The organism is Herbidospora sakaeratensis, assembly GCF_001570525.1.
Taxonomy (GTDB): Bacteria; Actinomycetota; Actinomycetes; order Streptosporangiales; family Streptosporangiaceae; genus Herbidospora; species Herbidospora sakaeratensis.
On the sequence record NZ_BBXC01000007.1, the window covers coordinates 271,908 to 291,301 of the forward strand.

At 75.5% G+C, this 19,394-nt stretch carries 3 protein-coding genes; all 3 read left to right on the forward strand.

What is annotated here, in order from left to right:
* Positions 1-27 precede the first annotated feature (27 nt).
* Genes AW271_RS01275 through AW271_RS01285 form a run of 3 tightly spaced genes read left to right on the forward strand, consistent with a single transcriptional unit; the run spans position 28 to position 19,367 of the window.
* Positions 28-5,424, forward strand: a complete 5,397-nt coding sequence (locus AW271_RS01275; protein WP_062330484.1) for a type I polyketide synthase — start codon at positions 28-30, stop codon at positions 5,422-5,424.
* 42 nt (positions 5,425-5,466) lie between these two features.
* Positions 5,467-10,254 carry a type I polyketide synthase gene (locus AW271_RS01280; RefSeq protein WP_062330486.1) on the forward strand — a complete coding sequence of 1,596 codons (4,788 nt, stop codon included), beginning with the start codon at positions 5,467-5,469 and terminating at the stop codon, positions 10,252-10,254.
* Between the two features lie 11 nt (positions 10,255-10,265).
* A complete protein-coding gene (locus AW271_RS01285) occupies positions 10,266-19,367 on the forward strand; it encodes a type I polyketide synthase (protein WP_062330488.1) in 9,102 nt (3,033 codons plus the stop codon).
* Positions 19,368-19,394 lie beyond the last annotated feature (27 nt).

A 19,394-nucleotide genomic window follows, 5' to 3' on the forward strand; every position in this document is an offset into this window, starting at 1 on the left:
GCCACCGGAAGTGAGAAGGCGGGATCGATGAGTACTGAGGACAAGCTACGCGACTACCTCAAGCGCGCGATCATCGAGCTGGAGGACACCCGCGAGCACCTCGCGGAACTGGAGGAACGCCGGCACGAGCCCATCGCGGTCGTCGGCATGGCCTGCCGCTACCCCGGCGGGGTCACCAGCCCCGAGGACTTGTGGGAGCTGGTGGCCGGCGGCGTCGACGCGATCGGCGAGTTCCCCACCGACCGCGGCTGGGCCGCCGACCTGTACGACCCCGACCCGGAGGCGGTGGGCAAGTCGTACACCCGCCACGGCGGTTTCGTGTACGACGCGGCCGACTTCGACGCCGCCTTCTTCGGCATGAGCCCGCGGACCGCGCTGGCCACCGACCCGCAGCACCGGCTCGTGCTGGAGTCGTCGTGGGAGGCGATCGAGCGGGCCGGCATCGACCCGGCCACCCTGCGCGGCAGCCTCACCGGCGTCTACGTCGGCAACATGTACGAGCACTACGCCGGCCGTTTCATCGGCACCGTTCCGGCCGGGGTCGAGGGCACGCTGTTCACCTCCAGCGCGTCGAGCGTGTTGTCGGGGCGGGTGTCGTACACCTTCGGGCTGGAAGGCCCGTCGATCTCGGTCGACACGGCCTGCTCCTCCTCGCTGGTGGCGATCCACCTGGCGGTGCAGGCGCTGCGGCGGGGGGAGTGCGAGCTCGCGCTCGCCGGGGGCGCGACCGTGATGGCCTCGGCGGAGCCCTTCATCGAGTTCTCCCGGCAGCGGGCCATCTCCGCCGACGGCCGCTGCAAGTCCTTCAGCTCGACCGCCGACGGCGCGGCCTGGGCCGAGGGCGTCGGCGTCCTGCTGCTGGAGCGCCTGTCGGACGCACGGCGCAACAACCGCAGGATCCTCGCGGTGGTGCGCGGCTCGGCCGTCAACCAGGACGGCGCGAGCAACGGCATGACCGCGCCCAACGGCCCGGCGCAGGAGCGGGTCGTGCGGCAGGCGCTGGCCGACGCGCGGCTCGACACCCGCGACGTCGACGCCGTCGAGGCGCACGGCACCGGCACCCGGCTCGGCGACCCGATCGAGGCCCAGGCCCTGCTCGCCACCTACGGACGCAAGCGGGCGGCCGACCGGCCGCTCTGGCTCGGCTCGGTGAAGTCGAACATCGGGCACACCCAGGCCGCCGCCGGCGTGGCCGGCGTGATCAAGATGATCAAGGCGATGGAGCACCGGACCCTGCCGGTGACCCTGCACGTGGCGGAACCGACGCCACACGTCGACTGGTCGTCGGGAGGGGTGCGGCTGCTCACCGAGCCCGTCCCGCTGCCCGCCGACCGGTTGGTGCGGACGGCCGTGTCGAGTTTCGGCATCAGCGGCACCAACGCGCACCTCATCCTGGAGGAGGCGCCCGCCGCCGAGACCGAGACCGAGGCCGAGGCGCCGGCCCCCGGCCCCCTCGTCTGGGTGCTCTGCGCGAAGTCCGCCGCCTCGCTGCGCGGCCAGGCCGCCCGGCTGGGCGGGTTCGCCGGTGGCGCACCCGAAGCCGACCTGTTCGCGGCCGGCCGGCTCCTGGCCCGCCGCTCCGGCTTCGCCCACCGCGCCGTCGTCGTCGCGGCCGACCGCGCCGAACTGGTCGACGCGCTGACCGCCCTCGCCGACGGCGCCCCGCACGCCGCGGTCGTGACCGGGGTCGCCCCCGCCGACCCCCGGCCGGTCTTCGTCTTCCCCGGCCAGGGCTCCCAGTGGGCCGGCATGGCGGTCGACCTGCTCGACTCCAACGAGGCGTTCCGCGCGCAGATGCAGCGCTGCGAGAAGGCCCTGCGCGTGCACACCGGCTGGTCGGTCACCGGCGTGCTGCGCGGCGACGAGGGCGCGCCGCAGCTGGAGGGCACCGACGTCATCCAGCCGGTCCTGTTCGCGGTGATGGTCTCCCTGGCGGCGCTCTGGCGCTCGCTCGGCGTCGAGCCCGCGGCGGTGGTCGGCCACTCCCAGGGCGAGATCGCCGCCGCCTGCGTGGCGGGCGCGCTCTCCCTGGAGGACGCCGCGAAGATCGTCGCGCTGCGCAGCAGGGCCCTGGTCAAGCTGAGCGGCACCGGCGGCATGCTCGCCGTGTCGCTGCCCGCCGGGAGGGTGCACGACCTGCTGGAGCCGTGGCTCGACCAGATCTGGATCGCGGTGCACAGCAGCCCCGCCGGCTGCGTCGTCGCCGGAGACGTGGACGCGCTCGACGCGTTCACCGCCGCCCACGGCGACACCGTCCAGATCCGCCGGATCGTGGTCGACTACGCCTCCCACACCCCGCACGTCGAGGCGCTCCGCGAGGAGCTGCTGGCCACCCTCGACGGGGTCGCGCCCCGCGCCACCGACATCGTGTTCAGCTCCGCGCACCGGGGCACCTTCATCGACACGGCCGAGCTGACCACCGCCTACTGGTACGACAGCCTCCGCAACCCGGTCCTGATCGAGTCGGCGGTCACCGCCTTCGCGGGCGAGGGCACCCCGCTGTTCATCGAGGCGAGCCCGCATCCGGTCCTCGGCCACGACCTGCGCGAGATCTGCGAGTCGGCCGGGATCCCGGCGGGCGTCGCGGCGACCCTGCGCCGGGGGGCGGGCGACTGGCGCCGGTTCCTGACCGCGCTGGCCGACGCCTACGTCCTCGGCGCGGAGGTCGACTGGAGCGCGGCCGTCACCCCCGGGCCCGACCGCAACGTCGACCTGCCGACCTACGCCTTCGAGCGCCGCCGCTACTGGCTGGGGGCCGCCGGGCCGGCCGGGATCACGCCCGCCGGGATCGACGTCTCCGGCCACCCGCTGCTCACCGCCGTGGTGCCGACGGCCGACGACGGCTTCCTGCTCACCGGGGAGCTGAGCGCGGCGACCGCGCCCTGGCTGGCCGACCACGCCGTCGAGGGCGGCGTGCTGCTGCCCGGCGCGGCCTTCGTCGAGCTGGCCCTCGAAGGCGGCGCGCTCGCGGGCTGCGACCACCTGGAGGAACTGGTCATCGAAGGGCCGCTGTTCCTCTCCGAGGGCGACGCCGTCCCCCTGCAGGTCATCGTCGGCCCGCCCGGCGACGACGGCCGCCGTACCGTCGCGGTCTTCGCCCGCACCGGCGTGACCTGGACGCGGCACGCGACCGGCCTCCTCGTCACCGGCTCGCCGGCCGCGCCGGACCCGTCCGCCTGGGCGGCCTCCTGGCCGCCCGCCGACGCCGAGCCGTTCCCGATCGAGGGCGGCTACGAGCGGCTGGCCGACCTCGGCTACGAGTACGGCCCGGCCTTCCAGGGCGTGCGCGCCATGTGGACCCGGGGCGCCGAACTGTTCGCCGAGATCGCCGTGGACGCGGACGTGGACGTGACCGGCTTCGGCATCCATCCCGCCGTGCTGGACGCGGCCTTCCAGCCGATGGTGCTGGCCGCCGGGCCGGGCGGCGGCACGCGCCTGCCGTTCGCGTTCCGGGGCGTCGGCCTGCGCGCGGCGGGGGCGACCCTGCTGCGGGTCCGGCTGGTCCCGTCGGGCGACGACGCGACCGTCGAGGCGGCGGACGCGTCCGGCCGCCCGGTGTTCTCCATCGGCGACCTGCGGGTGCGGACCGCCCCGGCGCGCACGTCCGGCGCGCGGGGCCCGGTCCTCCACGGGATGGACTGGGTGAAGGTCGCCGCACCGGCCGGAGACGCGAACGTGTTCGTCTTCCTCGGCGCCGGTCCGTTGCCCGCGGACGTGCCCGGTTTCGTCGTCGCCGCCGTCGGCGCCGACCCGTCGAGCGGGCTGCCGGCCGCGCTGCGCGAGGAGTGCGCTCGGGCGCTCGACCTGATCCGGATGTGGGCGGGCGACGAGCGCTTCGCCGACTCCCGCCTGGTGTTCGTCACCCGGCCCGGAGATCTGGTCGGCGCGGCGGTGCGCGGCCTGGTCCGCACCGCGATGTCGGAGCATCCCGGCCGGTTCGTGCTCCTGGACGCAGAAGAGGGGTTCGCCGACTGGCCCGCCGTGGCCGGCGCGGTCGCGGCGGGGGAGAGGCAGCTCGCGGCCGTGGAGGGCGCGCTGCTGGCCCCCCGCCTCGCCCGCCGCACCGCCGGACCGACCGAGTCTGGCGCGACGCCGGGCCTCGGCGACGGCACGGTGCTGGTCACCGGCGGCACCGGCGGCCTCGGCAGCCTGGTCGCCCGGCGGCTGGTGGAGCACCACGGCGTGCGGGACCTGCTGCTGGTCTCCCGGCGCGGCCTGGACGCGCCCGGCGCGGACGAGCTGGCCGGAGACCTGGGCGCGCTCGGCGCGCGGGTCACGGTCGTCGCGGCCGACGTCGCCGACCGCGACGCGCTGGCCGCCGCGCTCGCGCTGATCCCGCCCGACCGGCCGCTGACCGGCGTCGTGCACACCGCCGGCGTCCTGGACGACGCGACCGTCGAGCAGCTGACCGGCGACCGCCTCCACACGGTGTTCGCGCCCAAGGCCGACGCCGCCTGGCACCTGCACGAGCTCACCCGCGACCTCCCGCTGTCGGCCTTCGTGCTGTTCTCCTCGCTGGCCGGCACGCTCGGCAACGCCGGGCAGGGCAACTACGCCGCCGCCAACGTCTTCCTGGACGCCCTCGCCGCGCACCGCCGCGAAGCCGGCCTGCCGGGCGTGTCGATCGCCTGGGGCCTGTGGGACGCCGGCACCGGCATGACCGGCGGGCTCACCCACGGCGACGTGGCCCGGATGGCCCGCTCCGGCGTCTCCCCGCTCACCGCCGAGGCCGGTCTCGACCTGTTCGACGCGGCCCTCGGCAGCGCCGAACCGCTGGTCGTCGCCGCCGGCTGGGACACCGGCGGGCTCCAGGCCCGCGCCGAACGGGGCGACCTGCCGCCGATGCTGCTCGGCCTGGTGCGCGCCCCGCGCCGGCAGGCCGCATCGGGCGGCGCCGCGTCCGCGCCCGCCGGCGGCGACCTGCGCGGACGGCTGGCCGGCGTGCCCGAGACCGAGGCCAGGCGGCTGCTCACCGACCTCGTCCGCGCCCACGTCGCCGCCGTGCTCGCGCACGGCAGCGCCGCCGGGATCGACGTCGACCGGGCGTTCAGCGAGCTCGGCTTCGACTCCCTGACCGCCGTCGAACTCCGCAACCGGCTCAACGCCGAGACCGGCCTGCGGCTGCCCGCGACGCTCGTCTTCGACCACCCGACCGTCACCGCGCTGACCGGCTACCTGTTCCGGCACCTCGCCCCCGCCGCGCCCTCGCCCGAGGAGACGCTGCGGGGCGCGCTGGAGCGGGTGGAGGCCGAGCTCGGCTCCCTCAACGGCGAGGCCGACGCGGTCAGGAACAAGCTCGTCGCCATCCTCCAGACCGGCCTGACCCGGCTCGCGCCCGGTCCGGCCGCTCCGACCGAAGTGGTCGCGAAGATCGGCTCGGCCTCCGACGAGGAGATCTTCGCGCTGATCGACAACGAACTCTGACCACGTCCCGACCACCCCCTCGCTACTGGAAAGGCTCGACAGATGGGGAACGAGGAAAAACTCCGCGCCTACCTCAAGCGTGTGACCGTCGAACTGACCCAGCTGCGCCGTCTGCTCGCCGCCGCCGAGGACCGGACCCACGAACCGATCGCGATCATCGGCATGGCGTGCCGCTACCCTGGCGGCGGAGAGACGGTCGAGGGGTTCTGGGACATGTTGTCGCAGGGCCGCAACGGGGTCTCGGAGGTGCCGGCCTCGCGCTGGAACATCGACGACTACTACGACCCCGACCCGCGCACCCCGGCCGCCATGTACACCCGGCACGGCGCGTTCCTGCCGGAGATCACCACGTGGGACGCCGAGTTCTTCGGCCTGTCCCCGCGTGAGGCGCTCCGCGTCGACCCGCACCACCGGCTCCTGCTCGAACTGACCTGGGAGGGCCTGGAGGACGCCGGCGCCTCCCCGGCCCGGGTGGCGGGCAGCCGCACCGCCGTGATGATCGGCCTGATGGACACCCTCCAGTACGGCCGTCTCCAGCTCGACCGCCAGGGACGGGACGCGCTGGCCGACCCCTACCTGGCGTCGGGGGCGTCCGCCAGCGTCGCCGCCGGGCGGATCGCCTACCAGTTCAACCTGTCGGGCCCGACCCTCACGGTCGACACCGCCTGCTCCTCGTCGCTGATCGCGGTGCACCTGGCCGCGGAGAGCCTGCGGCGCGGCGACTGCGACCTGGCCATCGCGGCCGGGGCGTCGCTGACCATCCACCACACCAACTTCATCCAGGCCTGCGCCGGCGGCATGCTCTGCCCGGACGGCAGGTGCAAGACCTTCGACGAGGGCGCCGACGGCTACGTGATGGGGGAGGGCGCCGGGCTGGTCGTGCTCGAACCGCTCTCCAAGGCGATCGCGAACGGCCGCCGCATCCGCGCCGTGCTGCGCGGCTCGGCCGTCAACCAGGACGGCCGCAGCAACGGCCTCACCGCGCCCAGCCGCGGCGCCCAGGTCGCGGTGATCACCAGCGCGCTGGCCGCCGCCGGGGTGTCGCCCGACGACATCGACCACGTCGAGGCGCACGGCTCCGGCACCCACCTCGGCGACGCCATCGAGCTCGGCGCCCTGCACGACGTCTTCGGCGGCCGGCCGGCCGACCGGCCCCTGCGGGTCGGCGCGGTCAAGACCAACATCGGCCACACCCAGGCCGCCGCCGGCGTCGCCGGGCTGATCAAGTCGGTCTTGATCCTGGAGAACCGGCTCATCCCGCAGACCCTCAACTTGACCCGGCCGTCCCCGGCCGTGCCCGCCGACGGCTCGATCGAGCCGGCCGTCGACGCGGTGCCGCTGCCCGGCGAGGGCACGCCGCGCCTGGTCGGCGTCAGCTCGTTCGGCCTGTCGGGCACCAACGCCCACCTGGTGCTCGAATCGGCGCCACCGCCCGAACCCGCGACGGAGGTCGCCGAAGGGCCGCACGCGCTGCCGCTCTCGGCCGCCGGGGACGCGGCGTTCCGCGCCCACGCGGCCCGCCTCGCCTCCTGGCTGGAGGACCACCCCGACGCCGACCTGGCCGACGTCGCGCACACGCTGCGGGTCGGCCGCGCCGAGCACGACCACCGCCGTGTCCTGGTCTGCGACGACGTGGCCGGGGCCGTGCGCTCGCTGCGGAACGCCGCCGCGTCGGGGGCCGCCGCCCGCGTCAAGGGACGGCCGCGCGTCGCCTTCCTCCTCCCCGGCGTCGGCGACCAGTACGCCGGCCTCGGCCGGGAGCTCTACCGGTCCGAACCCGTCTACGCCGAAGCGGTCGACCGCTGCGTCGAACTCGTCGAGAGCGTCGACCTGCGCCCGCTGTTCGACCCACCGAAAGACCTACCGAAAGCCCCGGCGAAAGACCCGGCGAAAGACCCGGCAGAAGACGCGGCAGAAGACGCGGCCGAGCGGCCCGCCGCGCCCACCGGCGACCTGGCCGCCCTGCTCGGCCGCGCGCCGGCCGCCACGTCTTTTGGCGAGGGCGCCGACGAGCGGCTGGCGCACGCCGAGGTCGCCCACCCGTTCCTGTTCACCGTCGAGTACGCGCTGGCCCAGCTGCTCGCGCACCGGGGCGTGCGCCCGGACGTCCTGCTCGGCTACAGCCTCGGCGAATACGTCGCCGCCACCCTGGCGGGGGTGTTCACCCTGGAGGACGCGCTGCGCGTCGTCACCGAACGCGCCCGCCTGATCGCTGCCATCCCGGCCGGGAAGATGGTCGCGGTCGCGGCCGGCGAGGAGCGGATCCGCGCCCTCGGGGCCGGGACCGGCATCGCCGCGCTGAACGGCCCGTCGATGACCGTCCTCAGCGGCACGCCCGACGAGATCGACGCCGTCACCCACCGGCTGCTCGCCGAGGGCGTCGCCTGCCGCCCGCTGCGCTCCGCGCACGCCTTCCACTCGTCGCTGCTCGAACCCGCGCGGGAGAAACTGGCCGCGCTGATCGAGTCGGTGCCCCGGCAGGCCCCGTCCACCACGATCCTGGCCAACCTCACCGGCCTGCCGATGACCGCCGAACAGGCCACCAGTAGCGCCTACTGGGCCGACCAGCTCGTCAGCACGGTCAGGTTCGCCGACGCGGTCCGGCACTGCGTCGAGCAGGACGTCGACGTGTTCGTCGAACTCGGCGCGGGGCAGACGCTCGGCGGCCTGGTCCGGCAGAACCTCGCGGGCGGCTCCGGGACCGCCGTCCTCGGCACCCTGCCGGCCTCCTGGACCGGCGGAGAACCCCGCGACGCCCGGGTCGAACTCCTCGACGCCTGTTCCCGGTTGTGGGAACGCGGCGCGGGCGTGACCTGGGAGCACGTCCAGCCGGGACCGGGCCGCGTCGTCAGCCTGCCGGCCTACCCGTTCCAGCGCACCCGCTACTGGCCCGAGATCGTCGAGGGCGGCAGCGCGCCGGCGCCGCCGGCCCGGCCGGCCGAACCGGCGGACCTGTGCTTCGCGCCCACCTGGCAGCGGGACCCGGCGCGCCGGGCCGTGCCCGCCGGCCTGCGGCTCGACGGACCGCTGATCGTGTTCGCCGACTCCGGCGGCGTCGGCGCGGCGCTCGCCGACCGCGCCGCCGCATCGGGCACCCGGGTCGTCGAGGTGGTCGCCGGGACCGAGTTGCGCCGCGAGGGCCGTCGCCTGACCATCGACCCCCGCGACCCCGGCCACTACGCGGAGGTGTTCGCTCTCTTCGATGGTGACGGCCCGCTCCGGGTGGCCCACCTGTGGAGCCTCCTCGCCGACGACCCGCGCACCGCCGTCGAACACGGCTTCGACAGCCTGCTGCTCGCCGTCCAGGCCCTCGGCGACCGGGAGGTACGGCTGCTGACCGTCACCCGGGGAGCCACCGAGATCCTCGGCGCGGACGCGACGGCCCCCTACCGGGCCGTGACCCACGGTCTGGGCCGCGCGATCCGGCACGAGTACGCGGGCCTCGACTGGACCGGCGTCGACCTCGACCCCGCCGCGACGGACGTCGACGCCGAGGCCGGTCAGATCGGCTGGGAACTGCTGCTGGACGCCGACCGCGACGACACCGGGCACGACCGGGTGTCCGGCTGGCGGCGCGACCGGCGCTGGCTGCGCGGCTGGGCCGAGGTGCCCGCGGTCCCCGACCCGCCGAAGCCGTGGCGGGAGGACGGCGTCTACCTGATCACCGGCGGCGCCCGCGGCCTGGGCATGGCCCTGGCCCGGCACCTGGTGAAGGCCGGGGTGCGCCGGCTCGCGCTGGTCGGCCGGACCGCGCTCTCCCGCGACCCTGGTGTCGACCCCGGCTCCAAGGCCGGGCGCAGCCTGCGGGACGTCGCCGAGCTGGAGGCCGCCGGGGCCGAGGTGCTGCTGCTCACCGCCGACGTCGGCGTGCCCGCCGAGCTGCGGGCCGCGCTGGAGCGCTGCCGCGACCACTTCGGCACGCTCACCGGCGTGATCCACGCCGCCGGGTTGCCCGCCGGGGGGATGGCGCAGCGCCGGGCGCTCGCGGACGCCGGAGCGGTGCTCGCCCCCAAGGTGCTCGCGATGGGCCCGCTGGCCGAACTGGTCGGCCCGCAGACCCCCGCCGACCGGCGGCCCGAACTCCTCGTGCTGTACTCCTCGGCCGTCACCGCGTTCGGCGGCATCGGCGAGAGCGACTACTGCGCCGCCAACACCGTCCTGGACGCCTACGGCGAGGCGCTCGCCGCCTCGGCCCCCTCGACCAGGGTCGTGTCGATCGCCTGGGGCCCGTGGCAGCACGACGACTGGCAGGCCGAAAGCCTCAAGTCCGCCACCGGCCTGGCCGAGCGCGTGCGCGCCTACCGCGAGCGCTACGGCTTCGCCGACGACGCCGGCTGCGCCCTGCTGGACCGGATCGTGGCAGGTGGGCACGGCAGCGTGCTGGCGGTCCGCCAGCCGCTCCGCGAGGTGCTGCGCGACTGGTCGGCGATGGTCGACCTCGACGCGCTGGTCGGCGCGACCACGGCCGTCTCGCTCAGCGAGCGTTTCCCGCGCCCCGAGCTGCGCACCGACTACGCGGCCCCCCGGACCGAGGCGGAGACCGCCATCGCCGAGGTGTGGGGCGCCTACCTCGGCATCGACCGGGTCGGCGTGCACGACCCGTTCTTCGACCTCGGCGGCAACTCCCTGGTCGGGATGGCCATGGTGCTCGCCATCGAGAAGGAGCTCGGCGTGCCGATCGCGCCCGCCGTGTTGTTCGAACACCCGACCGTCGCGGAGTTCGCCGCGGCGGTGGCCGGAGACGCCGCAGAGGGCGCCCGCCAGGCTCTGGACACCAGCTCGGCGCGGGGGTCGCGGCGTCGCCGCGCCCGCTCGGGGACGCGGAAGTGAGGACGCCCGACATGAGAGCTGACGACGTGGTTGACGACGTGGTTGACGGCGAGGGCACGGACATCGCCATCGTCGGGATGTCCGGCCGGTTCCCCGGCGCGTCCGGGGTGGCCGAGTTGTGGGCCGCCATCCGGGCCGGCCGATCCGGAGTGACCCGCTTCACCGACGAGGAGCTGCGGGCCGCCGGCGTGCCCGAGGACCTGCTCGCCGACCCCGGTTACGTGAAGGCCGGGGCCGTGATCGACGGCGTGGAGCTGTTCGACGCGGGCTTCTTCGGGTTCAGCCCGAAGGAGGCGCAGATCCTCGACCCGCAGCACCGGCTCTTCCTTGAGCACAGCTGGGAGGCGCTGGAGGACGCGGGTTGCGACCCCACCCGGTTCGACGGCGCGATCGGCGTCTTCGGCGGCTCGGCCTGGAGTTCCTACCTGCAGAACAACCTGGTGCCCAGCGAGATCAGCGCCGTCATGGGCGAGCTCGCGGTGGGCCTGGCCAACGACAAGGACTCCCTCACCACCCGGGTCTCGCACACCCTCGGCCTGTCGGGTCCCAGCTACGCGGTGCAGAGCTACTGCTCCACGTCGCTGGTCGCGATCTGCGCCGCCGCCAGCAGCCTGGCCGCCTTCGAGAGCGACCTCGCGCTGGCCGGCGGCGTGGCGGTCGGCGTGCCGCAGCGGGTCGGCTACCTCTACCAGCAGGGCGGCATCGCCCCGCCCGACGGCGAGTGCCGCGCCTTCGACGCGGGTGGCCTCGGCGCGCCGCTCGGCAGCGGCGTCGGCGTGGTCGCGCTGCGCCGCCTGGAGGACGCGCTCGCCGACGGCGACCAGATCTACGCCGTCATCCGGGGCTGGGCGGTCAACAACGACGCCGGTCGCAAGGTCGGCTTCACCGCGCCCGGCGTGCAGGGCCAGGCGGCCGTGATGGCCGAGGCGCTCGCCGCCGCCGGTCTGGCCCCGGCCGACATCGACTACGTGGAGGCGCACGGCACCGGCACCGCGCTCGGCGACGCCGCCGAACTGGCCGCGCTGCAGCAGGTGTTCCAGGGCCGGAACCTGCTGATCGGCTCGGTCAAGCCCAACGTCGGCCACCTCGACCGGGCCGCCGGCGTGACCAACCTGATCAAGGCGGCGCTCGCGCTCCGGCACGGCGAGATCCCGCCCACCCGCAACCTGACCACGCCCAACGCCCAGCTCGGCGCGGGCGAGGCCCGGCTCGACGTGGTCACCGACCTGCGCGCGTGGCCGCGCGGGACCGGCCGGACCCGGCGGGCCGGCGTCAGCGCCTTCGGCATCGGCGGCACCAACGCGCACGTCGTGCTGGAGGAGGCCCCGCCGCTCACGCGGCCGGCGGGCCCGTCCGGGCCGCAACTGCTCGTCTGGTCGGCCCGCTCGGCCAAGGCCGCCGACGAGCTGACCGCCGGTCTCGCCGGCCACCTCGCCGACACCCCGGACCTGCGGCTCGGCGACGTCGCCCACACCCTGCGGGTCGGCCGCCGCGTCTTCGAGCACCGCCGGTTCCTGGTCGCCGCCACGGCGGAGGAGGCCGCCGCCGGGATGCGCGACGCCGGGGTGCTGGGCCGCGCGGAGAGCCGCGCCGACCGCCCGGTCGGCTTCCTGATCCCGGGCACCGGCGAGCAGTACCCGGGCCTGGCCGAGGACCTCTACGCCGCCGAACCCGCGTTCCGGGCCGCTCTGGACGAGTGCCGCGCGATTCTGCGCGATCACATGGACGGCGCCGACCCGCTGGAGGAGATGCTCCGCCCCCGCGACACCCGTTCGGGCGGCGGCCTGAGCGCCCTGCTCGGCCGCGACGCCCCCGCCTCCGGCGCGATGCCGACCGCGCTGCTGCACCCCGCGCTCTTCTCCGTCGAGTACGCCCTGGCCACCACCCTCATCGGCTGGGGCGTCACCCCGGCCGTGCTGGCCGGGTACAGCCTCGGCGAGTACGTCGCCGCCTGCCTGGCCGGGGTGCTCTCGCTGCCGGACGCGCTCGCGCTGGTTGCCCACCGGGCCACGCTGATCGACACGCTGCCCGAGGGCGTGATGAGCGCGGTCCCGCTCGGCGCGGCCGACCTGGCCGCCCGGATCACGCGCGCCGGGATCACCGGGCTCGACGTGGCCGCGGAGAACGGCCCCGACCTGACCGTGCTCGCGGGCGAGCCCGCCGCCATGGAGCAGGCCCGGGCGCTGCTGGCGGCCGACGGGATCCCGTGCCGCCCGCTGGCCACCGGGCACGCCTTCCACTCCCGGATGATGGAGCCGGTCCGGGCCCGGCTGACCGACTGGATCGCCGCCAACGTCGAGCTCGCCGCGCCGCGCATCCCGTACGTGTCGAACGTCACCGGCGCGCTGATCACCGACGCGCAGGCCACCGACCCCGGCTACTGGGCCGAGCACATGTGCGCGCCCGTCAGGTTCGACGCCGTGCTGGCCACGCTGCTGGCGCAGGGCGACCACGCCCTGCTGGAGCTGGGCCCCGGTCAGTCGCTGGGCGCGATGGTCCGGGCGCACCGCGACTGCCCGCGCGACCGCTGGCCGCTGGTCGTCTCCACCCTCCCGGCCGCCGCCGACCCGCGCCCGGCCGGGGCCGTGCTCGCCGAGGCCGTCGGGCGGCTCTGGCTGGCCGGCGCCCCGATCGACTGGGCCGGCTACCAGCAGGACCGGCCGGCCGCCAAGGTCGGCCTGCCCACCTACCCGTTCCAGCGGGAGCGCTACTGGATCGACGCCCCGGCCGGGCGTCCCGCCGAGGCGCCGCGCCTGGCCGCCGACCCCGGCCATGAGCACGTCGAGCTGCTGGAGTCGCGCTGGGCCGCCGAGCCGCTGCCCGCCGAGACGCACACCACCGGCCCCTTCGTCCTGTTCGCCGACGGCACGGGGGTCGCCGAGGCGCTGGCCCGGTCGCTGCGCGCCGACGGCGGCGAGGTGGTGACCGTCCGGGCGGGGGACGTGTTCGCCGAGATCCCCGGCGGCTTCACCGTCGACCCCGCCTCGGCCGCCGACCACGTCGCGCTCGCCCGGCGGCTGGCCGAGGGCGGCCCCGTCGTGGTGGCCGACCTGCGCCTCCTCGACCCGGCTGACGGCCCGGACGGCCGCGCCGTCGTGCCGCTCGCCCGGCTCATGGACGCCTTCGGCGACGAGGGAGGCGACAACACCCGGGTCGTCGTCGCCACCCTGGGCGGCCAGGCGGTCGCGCCGGGGGAGCACGCCGACCCGGCCCAGGCGGCCGCCGCGACGTTGCCGGTCATCGGCAACCAGGAGTACCTCGCCCTCGACTGCCGCGGCGTCGACCTGGACCCGCGCGCGGCCGCCGCCGGTCACGCCGACGCCCTGGCCGCCGAACTGCGGCGCGCGTCGGCCGACGTCCTCGTCGCCTACCGGAACGGCCGCCGCCACGTGCGGGAGTTCGTCCCGGCCGCCGCGGCCGCGCCCCGCCCGGGGGTGCGCCCCGGCGGCACCTACCTGATCACCGGCGGCCTGGGCGACGTCGGTCTGCTCGTCGGGGAGCACCTGATCCGGGCCGGCGCGGGCCGGCTGGTCCTGACCAGCCGGAGCGGACCGCGCGGCGACGCCGCCGAGCGGCTGCGCGCTCTCGGCGCGGAGGTGCTCACCCCCCGCGTGGACGTCACCGACGCCGCCGCGATGCGCACGATGCTCGCGGATGTCGGCCGGGTCGACGGGGTGGTGCACGCCGCCGCCGAGACGGGTCCCGACACGTTCCTCCCGCTCCGCGACGTCACCGAGGCCGCCGTCGCCCGCCACTTCGGCGCGAAGGTCACCGGCGCCCGCGTCCTGGCCGAGGTGCTGGCGGACCAGGAGCCCGACTTCTGTGTGTTGTTCTCGTCCACCTCCGCGATCCTGGGCGGCATCGCGTTCGGCAGCTACTCGGCCGCCAACGCCGCGCTCACCGCCCTGGCCCGGCGGCCGGGATGGACGGCCGCGAGCTGGGACACCTGGTCGGTCACGCTGGAGCGCCTCGAAGGCGGGATGGGCGCGACCATGGCCGCCCACTCGATGACCGCCGCCGAGTCCCTGGCGGCGCTCGACCGGGTGATCGCGACCGGGCGGCCCGCCGTCGTGGTGGCCGCGGGCGGCCTGGCCGACCGGCTGCCGGCGGTCGCCGCCGAGACCGGACCGGCGCACGCCGCCGAGCGCTTCCCCCGCCCCGAGCTGCCGCAGCCCTACAGCCCGCCGCTGACCGGCACCGAACGCGCGCTGGCCGAGTTGTGGTCGGAGGTGCTGGGCGTCGAGCCCGTCGGCACCCGCGACAACTTCTTCGACCTCGGCGGGAACTCGCTGGTCGCGCTCCAGATGCTGGCACTGGTCAAGAAGCGGTTCGGCGTCGCCGTCCCGACGGTGCTGCTCTTCGAGGCCCCGACGGTCCACCGGCTGGCGGCCATCCTGGACGAACGCGGCGTCACGGCCTCTCCGGTCAAACCGGCCAAGCCCGCCGCCCCTGTTGTGGCGACCCGGAGCGACGACGACCGGCGGATCGCCATCGTCGGCATGGCCGGCCGGTTCCCCGGCGCCGGCGACGTGGACGCCTTCTGGCGCAACCTGCGCGACGGCGTCGAGTCGATCAGCTTCTTCACCCCGGAGGAGCTCAAGGCCGCCGGCGTCGACGAGGCCCTCGTCCACGACCCGGCGTACGTGCCCGCCCGCCCGATCCTGGACGACGTCGCCGGCTTCGACGCCCAGTTCTTCGGCCTCAGCCCCCGCATGGCCGCCCTCACCGACCCGCAGCAGCGATTGTTCCTCGAAGTCTGCTGGGAGGCCCTGGAGCACGCGGGCTACGGCGCCCCCGAGCACCGCGGCCGGGTCGGCGTCTACGGCGGCGCCAACATCAGCACCTACCTCCTCCAGATGGGGGAGCGCCTGCTGCGCGAGGACGAGGACGTCAGCCACTACGAGATCATCATGGGCAACGACAAGGACGCCCTCACCACCACCGTCTCCTACCTGTTCGACCTGCACGGCCCGAGCGTCGCCGTGCAGACCTTCTGCTCCACCTCACTGGTCGCCACCCACCTCGCCGTGCAGAGCCTGCGCGCGGGGGAGTGCGAGATGGCCCTGGCCGGGGGCGTCTCGATCCGCGTCCCGGACAAGGTCGGCCACGTCTTCGGCCCCGGCGGCATGGAGTCGCCCGACGGCCACGTGCGCACCTTCGACGCGCAGGCCAGGGGCAGCATGTTCGGCGACGGGGCCGCCGTGGTCCTGCTCAAGCGCCTCTCGGACGCGATCAGGGACGGCGACCACGTCTGGGCCGTCATCCGCGGCTCCGCGATGAACAACGACGGCGCGCTCAAGGTCGGCTACACCGCGCCCAGCGTGGTCGGCCAGGCCCGGGTGATCGCCGACGCGATGGCCGACGCCGGGGTCACCGGTGAGGACATCAGCTACGTCGAGGCGCACGGCACCGCCACCGAACTCGGCGACCCGATCGAGGTGGCCGCGCTGACCCGCGCGTTCGGCCCGACCGAGGAGGCGGGGTACTGCCCGATCGGCTCGGTCAAGACCAACGTCGGCCACCTCGACCGCGCGGCCGGCGCGAGCGGCCTGATCAAGACCTCGTACGCGCTGACCAACCAGGTCATCCCGGCGAGCCTGCACTACACGGCCCCCAACCCCGAGATCGACTTCGACAACAGCCCCTTCTACGTGAACGCCGAGCTCTCCCCGTGGCGGACCCGCGCCGGCCGGCCGAGGATCGCCGGGCTCAACTCGCTCGGGATGGGCGGCACCAACGTCCACATGGTCATCGAGGAGGCCCCGGCGCGGCCCGCGAGCGTCGAGGACGAGAAGGGCCGCCGCCACCAGATCCTCCCGGTCTCGGCCCGCAACGCCGTCGCCGCCGAGGAGGCCGCCCGGCGGCTCGGCGACCACCTGGCGGCCGCTCCCGGCACCCGCCTCGCGGACGCCGCGTACACGCTCCAGGTGGGCCGCAAGACGTTCGAGCACCGCAAGGTCGCCGTCGCCACCACCACCTCCGAGGCCGCCCGCGTCCTCACCGGTGACGGGCTGCTCTCCCGGGTCGACACCGTGCAGGGCCGCCAGACGGCGTTCCTGTTCGCGGGCGTCGGCGAGCAGTACCCGGGCCTGGTCACCGAGATCTACCGGCGCGAACCCGCTTTCCGCGCGGCCCTGGACGAGTGCCTGGAGATCCTGCGCGGGCCGCTCGACGGCGTCGACCTGCCCGGCCTGGTCGCCGGCGGGCGCGGCGCGGGCGCCGACCTGGCCGTCCTGCTGGGCCGGGCCGAGCAGACCGGCGACGACCGGGCCGGCACGCTGAAGCGCACCGAGATCGCCCAGCCGGCCCTGTTCGCCGTCGAGTACGCCCTGGCCCGCACCCTGACGGCCTGGGGCGTGCAGCCCCGGCTGATGCTCGGCTACAGCCTCGGCGAGTACGTCGCGGCCTGCCTGGCGGGGGTGCTCTCGCTGCCGGACGCGCTCGCCCTGGTGGCGTACCGGGCCGAACTCATCTCCACGTTGCCCGCCGGGTCGATGGTGGCCGTCTCGATGGCGGCCGAGGACGTGCGCCGCAAGTTCCGGCTGGAGCGGCGCGGCCTTGACCTCGCCGCCGTCAACGGCCCGCAGGTCTCGGTCGTGGCCGGACCGTCGGACGAGATGGAGCGGCTCGTCGCCGAGCTGCGCCGGGCCGAGATCCCGTGCCGGGCGCTGGACACCACGCACGCGTTCCACTCCCGCATGCTCCGGCCGGTCGGCGGCGAGCTGACCGACTGGGTGAAGGCCAACATCCGGCTGAACCCGCCGGAGCTCCCGTACATCTCCAACCTGACGGGCGAACTCGCCCACGCCGACCTGGTCTGCGACCCGGGGTACTGGGCCGAGCACATGTGCGGGACGGTGCGTTTCGGGGCGGGCGTCGAGACGCTGCTGGCCGACCCCGAGCTGGCCGTGGTCGAGATCGGGCCCGGCCAGTCGCTCGGCGCGCTGGTCCGCGGCGCGGGCTGCCCGCCGCGGCGGTGGCCGCTGATCCTGCACGCGCTGCCCGGCGCGAGCGACCCGCGCCCGGACGACGAGGTGCTGGCCGGGTGCCTGGCCCGCCTCTGGCTGGTCGGCGCGGAGCTGGACTGGAACGCCTACCACGGGCGGCTGCCCGAGGCCGCGACCGCCGGCCTGCCGGGCCGGATCCCGCTGCCGACCTACCCGTTCCAGCGCCGCCGCCACTGGATCGAGGGCACGCCGGGCGTTTCGACGAGCCCGGCCGGACCGGCGAAGCCGACGGCCGTGGACGCCGGGACCATCTTCGACGCGATCACCAGCCTGCCCAAGCTGCCCGAGGAACAGTGGCTCCACCTGCCGGTCTGGCGGCAGACCGCGGCCCCCGCGCCCAGCCTGGAGCGGCCCGGCTCGTGGCTCGTCCTCACCCGTGAGGGGGCGGCCGACGACGTGACCGCCGAACTCGCCGCGACCGGCGCGACCGTCACCACGGTCCGCCCCGGCGAGGGCTACGCCGCCACCGGAGCCGGTTACACGATCCGCCCGGGAAACGTGGCCGACGCGCTCGCCCTGCTGCGCGACCTGCGCGCCGCCGGCCGGGGCCTCGACCGGGTCGTGCACCTGTGGAGCCTGGAGCCCGGTGACGACACCGCCGAGTACGGCCTGCACACCCTGGTCGCCCTGGCCAGGGCGGCGGGCGACTCGGGCGTCGACCGCTGGTCGCTGGACGTCGCGGTCTCCGGCACCCAGGAGGTGCTCCCCGGCGAGGTCCGCGACCCCGACGGCTCGACGTTGCTCGGCCCGGCGCTGGTGATCCCCCTGGAGTACCCGAGGGTGACCACCCGGTTCATCGACGTCGACACCCCCGCCGGGCTGGTCGCCGAGCTGGCCCGCCCGCAGACCGACCGGATCGTGGCGCTGCGCCGGGGCCGCCGCCACCTCCCCGGCTACGAGACCATGGCCACCCCGGAAGCCGCTCCGCTGCGCGACGGCGGCGTCTACCTGATCACCGGCGGCCTCGGCGGCATCGCGCTCGGCCTGGCCGAACGCATGGCCCGCGACGTCAAGGCCAGGCTCGTCCTGCTCGCCCGTTCCGGCCTGCCTGGCCGGGACGAGGCCGCCCGGCGGGTCCAGGCCGTCCGCGACCTCGGCGGCGAGGTCGAGATCGTGGTCGGCGACGTGTCCGACCCGGCCGCCGTGCGGCGGGCGGTGGACACCGCGATCGAGCGGTTCGGCGCGCTCCACGGCGTCCTGCACGCGGCCGGCCTCCCGGCCATGGGCCTGATGCAGTTCAAGCGGCCCACGGAACTGGACGCCGTGCTCGCCCCCAAGATCGCCGGCACGCTGGCGCTGGCCGAGGCGCTCCGCATCGGCGAGCCCGGCGAGACCGAGCTGGACTTCCTGGCGCTGTTCTCCTCCATCACCTCCGCCACCGGCGGCGGCCCCGGCCAGGTCGACTACTGCGCCGCCAACGCCTACCTGGACGGCTACGCGCTGCGGCTGGCCGCGACCGGCCGCAGGGTCGTCTCGATCGACTGGGGCGAGTGGACCTGGAACGCCTGGGAGGCCGGCCTGGCCGGCTACGACGAGGGTCTGCAGACCTTCTTCAAGGAGAACCGGGCCAGGGTCGGCATCGGCTTCGAGGAGGGCTACCGCTCGCTGCTGCGCGCCCTGGCCAGCGGCGAACCCCGGGTGATCGTCTCCACCCAGGACTTCGAGACCGTCGTCTCCGGCAGCGCGCTGTTCAACCTGGAGGCGGTGACCGCGCCCGCCGTGGCCGGCGTCGCCGGGGACCGGCATCCCCGGCCCGAGCTGCTCACGCCCTACCAGGAGCCGTCCGGGCCGAAGGAGGAGGCCATCGCGGCCATCTGGGGCGACGCGCTGCGCCTCGACCAGATCGGCGTGCTCGACAACTTCTTCGAACTGGGCGGCAACTCGCTGCTGGGCGTCACCATCGTGGCCGCCCTGCGCCGTGAGTTCGCCCTCGCCGAGCTCCCCCCGCACATCTTGTACGAGGCGCCGACCGTGGCCGCGCTCGCCGCGACCATCGAGGACCTCGTCTCGGGACCCGTACCGGCGGCCGAGAACGGGGGCAGCCATGTGCGCGCCCAGCTCCGCCGCTCGGGCCTGGAAGCGTCGGCGTCCCGCCGGCGCCGATGAGCCGTCAGCAGCACAACCAGAGAAACG